Origin of the sequence: Devosia pacifica (assembly GCF_014652635.1) — a bacterium.
Lineage (GTDB): Bacteria > Pseudomonadota > Alphaproteobacteria > Rhizobiales > Devosiaceae > Devosia > Devosia pacifica.
In genome coordinates, this window is record NZ_BMZE01000003.1 from 585,554 (window position 1) to 596,600 (window position 11,047).

Annotated in this window: 10 protein-coding genes; all 10 read right to left on the reverse strand. The window is 60.5% G+C overall.

All coding sequences use genetic code 11. The annotated features are described in order from the left end of the window. Positions 1 to 29: 29 nt before the first annotated feature. Positions 30 to 998 (reverse strand): cupin domain-containing protein, encoded by a 969-nt coding sequence (locus IE127_RS15665; RefSeq protein ID WP_244640229.1) that lies wholly within the window; start codon positions 996 to 998, stop codon positions 30 to 32. Between the two features lie 213 nt (positions 999 to 1,211). After that, on the reverse strand, positions 1,212 to 2,228 hold the full coding sequence (locus IE127_RS15670) for a LacI family DNA-binding transcriptional regulator (protein ID WP_189426639.1): 1,017 nt from the start codon (positions 2,226 to 2,228) through the stop codon (positions 1,212 to 1,214). Further along, entirely contained in the window at positions 2,228 to 2,992 is a 765-nt protein-coding gene (locus IE127_RS15675; protein WP_189426640.1) for an SDR family NAD(P)-dependent oxidoreductase, read from the reverse strand. The genes IE127_RS15670 and IE127_RS15675 overlap by 1 nt, the downstream gene beginning before the upstream one ends. Position 2,993: 1 nt before the next feature. After that, entirely contained in the window at positions 2,994 to 4,304 is a 1,311-nt protein-coding gene (gene hisD / locus IE127_RS15680; RefSeq protein ID WP_189426641.1) for a histidinol dehydrogenase, read from the reverse strand. A 23-nt stretch (positions 4,305 to 4,327) separates the two neighbouring features. Further along, positions 4,328 to 5,380, reverse strand: a complete 1,053-nt coding sequence (locus IE127_RS15685; protein ID WP_189426642.1) for an ABC transporter ATP-binding protein — start codon at positions 5,378 to 5,380, stop codon at positions 4,328 to 4,330. Between the two features lie 11 nt (positions 5,381 to 5,391). Then, positions 5,392 to 6,282 carry a carbohydrate ABC transporter permease gene (locus tag IE127_RS15690; RefSeq protein ID WP_244640231.1) on the reverse strand — a complete coding sequence of 297 codons (891 nt, stop codon included), beginning with the start codon at positions 6,280 to 6,282 and terminating at the stop codon, positions 5,392 to 5,394. A gap of 10 nt (positions 6,283 to 6,292) precedes the next feature. Further along, on the reverse strand, positions 6,293 to 7,321 hold the full coding sequence (locus IE127_RS15695) for a carbohydrate ABC transporter permease (RefSeq protein ID WP_189426643.1): 1,029 nt from the start codon (positions 7,319 to 7,321) through the stop codon (positions 6,293 to 6,295). Between the two features lie 80 nt (positions 7,322 to 7,401). Beyond that, positions 7,402 to 8,640, reverse strand: coding sequence for an ABC transporter substrate-binding protein (locus tag IE127_RS15700; protein ID WP_244640234.1), 1,239 nt, complete (start codon positions 8,638 to 8,640; stop codon positions 7,402 to 7,404). A gap of 335 nt (positions 8,641 to 8,975) precedes the next feature. Then, positions 8,976 to 10,196 (reverse strand): nuclear transport factor 2 family protein, encoded by a 1,221-nt coding sequence (locus IE127_RS15705; RefSeq protein ID WP_244640235.1) that lies wholly within the window; start codon positions 10,194 to 10,196, stop codon positions 8,976 to 8,978. A 198-nt stretch (positions 10,197 to 10,394) separates the two neighbouring features. Further along, complete coding sequence (locus tag IE127_RS15710; protein WP_210310516.1) at positions 10,395 to 10,985, reverse strand: arylesterase; 591 nt, start codon at positions 10,983 to 10,985, stop codon at positions 10,395 to 10,397. Positions 10,986 to 11,047: the final 62 nt, after the last annotated feature.

An 11,047-nucleotide genomic window follows, 5' to 3' on the forward strand; every position in this document is an offset into this window, starting at 1 on the left:
GCCATGATCCGACGCGCCAGCCTGTTTCGTTAGCTGCGCCAGGTCGGCCCGGCAGGATCATCGGTCGTGGTGACGCGATAAAGGCTCGCTTCGCCCGACATCGAGGGCGTCAGCGAGTGGCTGAGCGCGGGCGGAACTGCCGCCGTGTCGCCGGGGGCCAGAACGGTCTTGCCGCCTTCCCATTCGAGCGTCCAGTGGCCGCGCATGACCATGAGGACTTCATGGTTCGGGTTCTCGTAACGGGTCTCTGGGATCGAGCCGCGCGTCAGGAAATCCACCTCGAAGCCGGGCTTGTCGGTCAAGAGCGCATTCTCGCCGATGACCTTGGCAGGCGCCTTGCCGGCGAGCGCCATCAAATCCCAATAGCGGGCCACATAATCGCGAACGACATCGGTGACCGGGGTTTCGGGGAAGGCCTTGAGCTCTTCATCGGTCAGGAGCGGCATCGGCTTGACGCCTTCGGGAAGTGCATCGCCGTTCTTGGTGTCGTAGAGCTTGCCGTTCTCACCGAGCACCAGGCCATGATCACGCGCGTCTTCGATCACCTGCGGAGCCCAGATGACGCCGCCGCCGGCATCGTCGCCGCCGAGAATGGCCATGATCATTCCGTAGTCCGTACCGATGTTCTCGAAGCCGCGGAAGATGCCGGTCGGGATGTTGATGATGTCGCCCTCTTCAAGAACGACTTCGCCTGCAGTCCCCCAGCGGCCCCAGAAGAAGCGCCAGCGGCCCTTGAGGACGAAGAACACCTCTGCGGTGCGGTGCGAATGCAGCGAGTTGCGGCATTTCGGCGGCTGGCCGGCGGCCCCGATATTGAAGCCGGGCGTTTCGGTGATGTGCACATGCTGGTCGGCACTTTCGGAAACGCCACCACCGATGATGGTGAAGTTTTCCTTCTGGTTGGAGCCGGGCGTATGCGCATCGATGAAGGCGGTGCGGCAGGGGATCAACTCCCCGTAGCGCACGACGCGAGCTTCCATCTCTTGTTGCGTCAGCATGGTGGTGGCCTTTCTTTTGGTAAGCGATGCCGTTCGCGGAAACGTCTGCTTCCGGCGGCTGAAGGTGATTTCAATGGTGTGTGTGCGACGGTTGCGCACACTGTCGATCAGAGTGTCAGGTGCGCGTTGTGCTCAGCCCACGCCACTTTGCGCGGGCCATCTGGAGGGCGCCCTGCACTGTGTGAAATGTCCAGCTGTCTATTGCGACCTCCGTTAGATCGGTTTCGGCGTACGCGCCGATTTGCGAATGACAAGCGCGCCATCGAGAACGGTGCGGCGCGGTTCGTCGAGCTTGTTGGCCATGGCGCCCATCAGCATCGCCACCGTCTCGCGGACCATGGCTTCGACATCCTGACGGACGGTTGTGAGGTTATATGCGGGCCAGGCCGCAATCGGCACATCGTCATAGCCGACGATCGAGACGTCGTCGGGGATAGACAGTCCGAGTTCGAAGCGGGCGACGTCCATGACGGCGAAGGCCATGTGGTCATTGGCAACGAACACCGCGTCCGGGCGCTGCGGCGCATTAAACAGCCTGCGTGCCGCTGTCTGCGCCTGTTCGAACTTGAAGTCGCCGGCTTCGCGCGCGAATAGGTCGCGGCCGGCTGCTGCCAGCCCCTCGCGAAAACCGGCTTCGCGGTCACGTTGAGTCAAAGCGCTTTCGGTTCCGGCAATATAGGCGATGCGCTCATGCCCACCCGCCACAAGCAGATTGGCGAGCATGCGTCCACCGGTGCGATTGTCCGACGACACCGACGACAGGCGCGGGTCTTCCTGCGCGCGGTTGAACAGCACGACGGGAATGCCATTGGCCTCGCAGCGTTCAGCGAGGACCGAGGTCATTTCGGTTGAGGCGAGAACGATCCCATCGACCTGATAGTCGAGAATTTCCTGCACCACCTGCGCCACATCGGTTTCTGTCGGCGCCGCCATGAAGACGAGGACGTGGTAGCCTTCCTTCTGAAGGCTTGCCGAAAGCCGCTCCAGGGCCTCTGGATAGAAGTAGTTTTCGAGATAGGCGACAACGAGCCCGATGATCCGGCTTTTGCCGGATTTCAACGACCGCGCGAGAATGTTTGGCCGGTAGCCCAGTTGCGCGGCGGCGGTGCGAATTTTGTCAGCCGTCTTTTTCGAGACCGATGTGCCCGGTGTGAAAAAGCGCGACACCGCCGACTGACTGACGCCGGCCAACTCAGCAACCGCAAGGGATGTAATCTTCTCGTTTGCCATCAGTCCGCCGTCCAGCCTCCATCCACCATCAGCGCCGTGCCGGTCACCATGGCAGAGGCGTCGGAGGCGAGATAGACGACAGCGCCCATGATGTCGCTCAATTCCCCTGCCCGACCGAGTTTAATGCGCTCTTCGATCCAGGCGCGCCGCGCGGGGTCGGCAAAGGTCTTTTCGGTCAGGGGCGTTCTGAGAAAGGTCGGGCAGACGGTGTTCACGCGAATGCCTGCCGGTCCCCACTCGATCGCCATCGCCTTGGTGAAGCCTTCGACCGCGTGCTTGCTGGCGCAATAGACGGAGCGGTCGATGCCACCGACATGGCCCATCTGCGAGGAAATGTTGATCAGCGAGCCAGGCCGGTTTTGAGACAGCAAGCCGTTTGCCACAGCGCTTGTGACAAAGAACGCGCCCTTGAGATTGGTCTCCATCACCGCGTCGAAATCCGCCTCTGTCGCATCGGCGGCAGGCGCATGGCGGGCGGTCCCGGCGCTGTTGACGAGAATATCGAACGGGCCATTGGCCGCGATACGGCTTTGCGTTTCACCGACATTGGCAATATCGAGGACGAGTGCTTCGGCCTTCACCCCTTCCGCCGCCAACGCCTCAACGACGTCGCGCAGCTTGTCCTCGCGCCGCGCCGCCAGCGTCACGAAGGCGCCGGCACGCGCAAGCGCAGTCGCCGCCGCAAGCCCGATTCCGGAAGACGCACCGGTAACGAGGGCGCGCTTGCCGTCGAGCGTGAAACTGGGGGTGACTGGTAAGTCCATTTTAGGCAGCAGGCTTTCCATAACCGATGTTCTGGCCACCATAGCGGCGAACGCGCAGATTGGCCTGTTCGGCGTGACCAACAAAGCCCTCGAGCAGGCAAAGCCGCGAACAATAGGCGCCGATCTCGGCAGCGGCCTCATCGGTGGTTACGCGCTGGTAGCTATGCGTCTTGAGGAACTTGCCGACCCATAGTCCGCCAGTGTAGCGCCCGGCCTTGCGGGTGGGCAGGGTGTGATTGGTACCGATCACCTTATCGCCGTTGGCAACATTGGTGCGCGGGCCGAGAAACAGAGCTCCATATGAGTGCATGTTCTCCAAGAACCAGTCATCGCGGTCGGTCATCACCTGCACATGTTCGGACGCGATCTCGTTCGCCGTGTCGAGCATTTCCTCATAGGTGTCGCAGACGATAATCTCGCCATAGGCCTCCCAGCTGGCCCGCGCGGTTTCGGCGGTGGGCAGGATGGTGAGGATGCGCTCGATTTCAGACAGGGTCTCTTTCGCCAGCTTTTCGGAGTTTGTCAGCAGAATCGCGGGCGAGTTGTAGCCGTGCTCGGCTTGGCCGAGGAGGTCGGTTGCGCACATTTCAGCGTCGACAGTCTCGTCGGCAATGACCATGGTTTCAGTGGGACCAGCGAAGAGATCGATGCCGACGCGGCCAAACAACTGGCGCTTCGCTTCGGCCACAAAGGCGTTGCCGGGGCCGACCAGCATATCAACCGGGGCGATGGTCTCGGTACCGATGGCCATGGCGCCGACGGCCTGAATGCCACCCAGCACATAGATTTCATGGGCGCCGCCAAGGTGCATTGCCGCGATGACCGCCGGGTTGGGCGCACCCTTAAACGGTGGTGTCGCCGCGACAATGCGCGGAACGCCTGCGACGGATGCAGTAAGCACCGACATGTGCGCTGATGCGACCATCGGAAACTTGCCAGCCGGCACGTAGCAGCCAACCGATTGCACCGGGATGTTCTTGTGCCCGAGGATTACCCCCGGCATGGTTTCGATCTCAATATCGGTCATTGAGGCGCGCTGCGCTTCGGCGAACCGGCGCACCTGGGCCTGAGCGAACCGGATGTCCTCGAGGTCTTTTTCCGAGACCTGGGCGATCAGCGCATCGATGTCCTCGGCACTCAGGCGGAAGGCTTTCGGACTGTACTTGTCGAACTTTTCAGAAAGCTCGCGCACCGCGGCGTCGCCGCGCGTTTCGATGTCGGCCAGAACCGCTTCCACTGTTTCGCGGGTCCGCGTGTCATCCTGTGACCGCTCGGTTTCCGGCTTTCCGGATTTGAGATACGCGACAGACATAAATGCACTTTCAGTTCTGTTGTTCAGGCGCCGAGGCGGGCGCCGGTCTTGCTGTCGAACAGATGGCAGATCTCTGCCGGGATGGCGGCATGCACCTGTTCATCGATTTCAGCGCGGTAGTCCTTGGCCGCCTTGATGGACACCAGCTCGCCGCCGACACGGAAGGAGATCATCGAGGCATCGCCCAGGAGCTCCATCGAATAGACGGGGGCACTCAACTCGCCGCCTTCCGGGACGATGGTGGCGTCCTCGGCGCGGAAGCCGAGCGTGACCTTGCCATTGTGCGTGGTGGGCAGGCCGGTGACCCGGACCTTGCCGGCTTCAAATACGCCATCGCGCAGCTCGCCGTCGACGAGGTTCATCGCCGGTGAGCCGATAAAGCCGGCAACGAAGGTGTTGGCCGGCTTGTCGTAGATGTCGGTTGGCGTGCCGACCTGCTGGACGACGCCCTTGTTCATCACCACGACACGGTCAGCCAGTGTCATCGCTTCGATCTGATCGTGGGTAACGTAGATCGTCGTGGTCTTGAGCGTGTGGTGCAGGTTCTTGATCTGGGCGCGCGTCGACACGCGCAGCTTGGCATCGAGGTTGGATAGCGGCTCGTCCATAAGGAACGCCGTCGGTTCGCGCACGATGGCGCGGGCGAGCGCCACGCGCTGACGCTGCCCGCCAGACAGCGCGGCCGGCCGCCGGTCGAGAAAGTCCTTGAGTTCGACCATCTCTGCCGCCTTCATCACCCGTTCATCGTGCTGGTCCTTCGGGACCTTGCGCACCTTGAGCGGGAAGCGAATGTTCTCGTAAACGGTCATGTTCGGATACAGCCCATAGGACTGGAACACCATCGAGATATCGCGGTCCTTCGGCTCGAGCTTGTTGACCATTCGATCACCAAGCCAGATCTCACCATCGGTGATGTCCTCGAGACCGGCGATCATGCGCATGGTCGTGGTCTTGCCGCAGCCGGAGGGGCCGAGCAGGACAAGGAACTCCTTGTCGGCGATATCGAGATCAAACTTTTGAACGCCGACGAAGTCGCCCCAGCGCTTGGTTACGTTTTTCAGCCGGATTTCTGCCATGACGGCCTCCGCTAACCCTTGACCGCGCCGGCGGTGAGGCCGCTGACGATCTGACGTTGAAAGAACATGACGAGCAGAAACAGCGGCGCTGTGGCCGAAACCACCGCGGCAACCGCGAACATGACATTGCCCTGTTCCTGGATGGAGCCAAGGAAACTCGAGATCTTTGGCACCATGGTCTGGTTGTCCTGGCTCAACAGCATCGCCGTGACCGCAAAGTCATTATAGGCGAGCAGGAACGAGAACAGCCCGGTTGTGATGACGCCCGGCCACATGACCGGGATAACGACCCAGCGGAACGCCTGAAAGCGCGTGCAGCCGTCCACCATCGCGCTTTCGTCGAGATCCTTGGGGATCGACAGGAAGAACGAGTGCAGCATCCACAGCGTGAATGGCTGGTTGATCGCGACGAGGACAACAATCGAGGTGGCCAGATGCCCCCAGATGTTAAGTTCAAAGAATGGCAGAAGGTAGCCCGAGACCAGCGTGATATGCGGCATGGCGCGAAATACCAGCGCTGCGATGAGGATCCAGAAAGCGTAGCGATGCCCAGACCTTGCGAGGGCATAGCCGCCGAGCGTGCCAATAGTCAGCGAGATTACAGTGACACACAGTGTGACGATGGCGGTATTGACGACTGCTCGCCAAAAGTCGCGCGTGATCCAGGCGCCGTAATAGCCATCCCCGGTGAATGGCGCGCCGGTCTGCATCTCGGTGTAGACTCCGAAAAGCGCGTTCAACCAGCTCTCGCGGGAGAAGAAATCAGACTCGACCTTGAACGAGCCCCACACCGTCCAGAGGAACGGGAATGCGGCAACGATCAGCCATGTGATCAGAAACAGCGTCGAGACCGTGGCGAGAGTACGTGAGCGCCTGCGGGCTATCATTGATGTTCCGGACATGCGCGCCCCCTCAGGCCTTGTTCGAGAATTCGCGCCATGTGCGCACGAGCACTGGCGAGAGAAGAACGATCACCCCTGCAATGGTCAACAACGAGGTCGCGGCGGCAGACCCGAAGAGCTGCGTGCTCTCGCCTTGCAGATCATTGAACACAAGCCAGCTGAGTGATGTGGCATTCGCCTCAGCAGAAAAACCGACAATCGGCTCGAACACCCGGAAATTGTCCATCAGCTGGACCAGCGCCACGAATGTCGCAAGCGGCCCGAGATGCGGAATGATCACATAGCGCACGCGCTCCCAGCGCGAGGCCCCATCGATCATCGCGGATTCGAGCGTATCGCCCGGCACAGTCTGCAGCCCCGCGTAAAAAACGACGAAGGAAAAGGGCGCAGCGGTCCACACGCCGTACACGAATAATGTGAGCCATGTCAGAGGCGTCGACGCCTTGAGCGATAAGGTCGGGTCATTGAAGAGCGCCTGCAGGGCCGAACCCAGAATGCCCTGCGAGTTGATCATCCAAAACAGGATCAGCGAACCGATCAATGGCGTGATGATCATCGGCAGCAACGAGAAGAAGATGACGGGGCCCTTGAGCACCTGCGACACCGAATTGACGGAGAGGGCGATCAGGAACCCGAGGATCATGCCGAGCGGCGTCACGATGAAGGTGTAGCTGAGCGTGAACAGCAGGGCTTTATAGAACGGAAGATTGTAGATGCGCGCGGCGATATCGCCGAGGCCGTCATTGTCTGCGAGGATGACACCGATTTCGCTGACAGCAAGATGGCTGCGATTGAAGAAGGTTCCGAGACCGTTGAAGCGCCCCAGCGGATCTGCGGACTTCAGCGCCGCCGTCGCCTCGGCGTCGACGCGCACCTCAGTGGTGCACCCGAACGGGCCGCAATTCTCGACTTCCTCCAGAACCTGTTCATGCTCGACATAGAGCGATTGCACGATCACCGAAACGATCGGCAAGGCGATGAACAGAAGCATCGCGATAACAGCCGGCAGGATGAAGGCCAGAAACGTCTTGTGCGGCACCGGCGGCTTCTCCCGTGTCTACAAAAGGGTGAGGAGGGCCGGCGCGGAAGCTCCGCGCCGGACGTGAGTAAACAATCGGCCTAGTTCAGAAAGCCGGCTTCGGTCGCTGCGGCAGTATAGGCCGCCTCGACGTCGGCCAGAGCATCTTCTGCGCTTTCATTGCCTTGCATGAACTCTGCGAGTTCGGACCCGAGCGCGGTGTGCAGCAGGCCGATATACGGCGACATCGGATAAGGACGCGCACCGGCATTGGCTGTTGCAACGACGCCAACCGCGCCAGCGCCCGGCTCATAGCCCTTGATCAGCCAGGTGGCTGCCTCAGGATACATTTCAGCCACTTCGGGGCGGATGCCGTGCATCATCGCCTGGAAAGAGGCCTCTGCGTCTTCATCGGAGATGTTCTTGGCGAGGGCGAAGCCATCCCACCACAGCGCAACAGCGGGAATATCGCCACCGCCGACAGTTGGTGCGGCAGTCAGCACCGTTGCACCGGTGATCTCGGGCGTCGAGCCTTCGTCATCGATGGTGGCGCCGGCGAGGGAACCCCACTCGGTCATCATTGCAACCCTGCCGGCTTCCCAGTCGGCCTTCATCTCGTTGGCCGAGTAGGTCATGTAGTCCGGATCCATGTACTCGGTCATTTCCTTCATGGTGGCGAGCACCTGAAGGCCGTCTTCATTGTTGATCGCGATCTCAGCCGAGCCCGGAGCGAAGAACTCGCCGCCAGTGCCGAGATACATGTTCACGAACTCTGCAGCGAGGTCCCAGCCGGCCTTGTTGGAGGCGATCAGCGGGTACTCCATGAGACCCTGGTCCTGGATGACCTTGGCGGCTTCGATAATTTCCTCATAGGAAGTGGGCGGCTCAAGGCCGGCTTCTTCAAGGATATCGCTGCGATAAAAGAAATGCTGCGCATTCGCCATGAACGCGATCGCCATGACCTTGCCGTCGATGCGGATCAACTGGTTGGGCAGCAGGTCCTGGCCGTATTTTTCAACCAGGTCATCCATTGGCTGCACCAGGTCGTCATTGAGCAGCGGCACCAGCGAATTGTTGGCCACCATCGCAATGGTGTACTCGGCCGGGTCAATGGTGAGCGCGGGAACCTGCAGGTTCTTGTGCTCTTCGGTCTGGTTCTTGGTGACCGTCACCGTATCAGATGCGCACTCCTCGGCTTCCGAGGCAACGATACGCAGCGCTTCAAAGTCGTTCGACAGAATGCGGACCGAGCCTGCCTCGATCCCGCAATCCGCGTAAGCAGCGCCTGTGGCAATGCACAGCGCGCCAAACGACACCGCCATGCTCAATACATGTTTCATGTTCTTCTCCTGTGGGGCCGCGTTTGCACCGACCCGTTACCCGAATTCCATCCCCGCAGTGCGTGGCGCTCGGTCATTCCATGCCGGCCGCTCTCTCATCTGCACATAGAACGCTAGCCATTTTTGCATACGTTTGCAATTCCCAAAATGACAGTTTTGAACGAGACGTGGGCAGAGCACAAAAGCGCTGAAGGTTTAAGCACATGCAGGCATTTCGGGCATGGCGTAACCAGTTCAGCGCACACAGCAAAATTGGCTAGCCCCGACGCCCCAACATACAAAAACCCCGCGCAGCCATCTGCGCGGGGCTGAATAATTGGCGCTGATGGAGAGCGTCAGCCCTCCGGCTGTTCTGACGGTTCCGGCAAAGCAGAAGGACGGTCGGCCATCTGCGCCAGCTTGACCTGCACGAGTGGCGCCAGCTGATCGAAGACGCGCCATTCATCGACGATCTTGCCGTTCTTGAAGTGCAGATGGGTCATGCCCATCAGCTGGATCCGCTTGCCGGTCGGATCGCCGAGCTCCATCAGATTGCCATAGCCGAGGTGATGACCCTCCATGACCCAGCGAATGGCCACCTTGGTGCCACCCTCTTCGCAAGGCGTCGAGCAGATGTGCTGCACCTCGAAATTGGCGTCGGGCATCGAGCCGATGAGACCCAGCGTCTGGTGCGTAATTGCGGCTTCCCCGTACAGCTCCGCCATCAGCGGCCCATGGTACTGGGCGTTCGACGCGTACATCTGCTTGATGCGACCAAGCATCTTGCGGTTGTAGATATCGTGCAGCAGTTGGATTGTCTCGGCTTCCAGATCGGTGTTCGCCATCGACGTATCGGCAAGGTCTTTCGGCGGATACTGGCCGATCATCATTCGGCTTTCGCCGATATCCAGAGCAAGCAGGCCCTTATCAAAGCTTATCTTTGCGAGCTTTTCGGCATAGCCGTGCGGATCGACTCCAAGCTGCTTGAGAACCGCCATGGTGTCGGTAACCACCCATTCGCGGTAAATCTTGTTCTGATAGATCATGCAGTCGGCGACGGTGCGCGAAGTGAACGTGCGGCCTGTCGGCGCGCCGTATTGGCCATACTGGGTGTGCCGGCCAGTTCCCGTCACGAGATGCGAGGTGTAAAAACCCTCCTCATCGTTGCCGTTCCAGATCACATGGGTGCCCATGCCGCGCCGTTCGGGCAACTGGACCAGACGCTGGATGGTATCGCGAACGACCTCCTCGCGCGTATACATGGTGCCGAGCGTGCCGTAGAGCACGCAGTTATGCGTGTAGTGGGTATAGATTAGCCCGATGTCACGCTCATCCCAGATCTTGTGCGTACATCGAATGATGTAGTCGACGATATCGGTGTAGCACTCATCGAACCCCTTCATCGACTGCACGCGCGGCCGGTTTTCCGGCACCAGGTCGGTGAAATCGTGACGCTCGACCTGCATCACGTCGGACCCAGGTGTTAACTGCCCCTCTTTTTTGGCAGGGCTGCCAGAGTTGGCCGCAGGCGCTCCCCGACCAGTCTCGGATTTCTTCATATCTGTCTCTTCGCTCATCCCAGCTCCGCCTGAGCTCGCCTCGCCCCAGCATACAAGAGCTTCGGGCAAGAGGAAATTTTCGACCCGGTTCGTGGTGAACGGGCCAAGGTTGCAGGGCAAAGAGTTACACACATGGCATACGTATGCAATTCTGATGCGAAGGTTTTTGGAAGCAGGTCATCGGCGCTATGGCGGCACTGGGCGCAGGCGTCGTGTCTACCGGTTCGCCCGCTCTATGAGATCCTCGACCAGTGGCAGAACGCTTTCGACGATCCTCGCAACGCCGCGCTCATTGGGGTGAAGTCCATCGGGTTGATTCAGTGAAGTCTGGAGCGCCACCCCCTCGAGGAAGAACGGGTAAAGAAGAGCGTCGTAGCGCGCGGCAAGATCGGGATAGATCGCTTCGAAACTCTCCACATAGTCCGGCCCCAGGCCACGATTGGCACGCATGCCGAGCAGCAGAACCGGGAGGTTCCGTTCATCAAGACGCGACAATATCGCGTTGAGGTTTTCGCGCGCTTGGCTCGGCGAGAGCCCTTGCAGCATGTCGTTGGCGCCGAGGCCGAGGATGACGGCGTCAGGCTCGACGCCAAGGCTCCACTCGAGCCGGGATAGGCCATCGCTTGTGGTATCGCCGGACACGCTGGCATTGACCAGCTCCGCGTCGATCCCACGCGCATCGAGCGCAGATTGCAGTTGAGCCATGAACCCGTTTTCGACGGAGAGGCCATATCCGGCGAGCAGGGAGTCGCCATATAGCAGCACTTTTGCCTCAGCGGCCTCCGCAGCAGGAGCGGAAGCTGCCATTGCGGCGACTGCGCCAATCAGCATCATTGCACCAGAAACGCGACGCCGCCATCTTGGGACAA

What these genes read in the sequence shown, in the direction of transcription:
- IE127_RS15665 (WP_244640229.1), bottom strand. Translation starts at nt 998, where the DNA reads ATGCTGACGCAACAAGAGATGGAAGCTCGCGTCGTGCGCTACGGGGAG.
- IE127_RS15670 (WP_189426639.1), bottom strand. Translation starts at nt 2,228, where the DNA reads ATGGCAAACGAGAAGATTACATCCCTTGCGGTTGCTGAGTTGGCCGGC.
- IE127_RS15675 (WP_189426640.1), bottom strand. Translation starts at nt 2,992, where the DNA reads ATGGACTTACCAGTCACCCCCAGTTTCACGCTCGACGGCAAGCGCGCC.
- hisD (WP_189426641.1), bottom strand. Translation starts at nt 4,304, where the DNA reads ATGTCTGTCGCGTATCTCAAATCCGGAAAGCCGGAAACCGAGCGGTCA.
- IE127_RS15685 (WP_189426642.1), bottom strand. Translation starts at nt 5,380, where the DNA reads ATGGCAGAAATCCGGCTGAAAAACGTAACCAAGCGCTGGGGCGACTTC.
- IE127_RS15690 (WP_244640231.1), bottom strand. Translation starts at nt 6,282, where the DNA reads ATGTCCGGAACATCAATGATAGCCCGCAGGCGCTCACGTACTCTCGCC.
- IE127_RS15700 (WP_244640234.1), bottom strand. Translation starts at nt 8,640, where the DNA reads ATGAAACATGTATTGAGCATGGCGGTGTCGTTTGGCGCGCTGTGCATT.
- IE127_RS15705 (WP_244640235.1), bottom strand. Translation starts at nt 10,196, where the DNA reads ATGAGCGAAGAGACAGATATGAAGAAATCCGAGACTGGTCGGGGAGCG.
- IE127_RS15710 (WP_210310516.1), bottom strand. Translation starts at nt 10,985, where the DNA reads ATGGCAGCTTCCGCTCCTGCTGCGGAGGCCGCTGAGGCAAAAGTGCTG.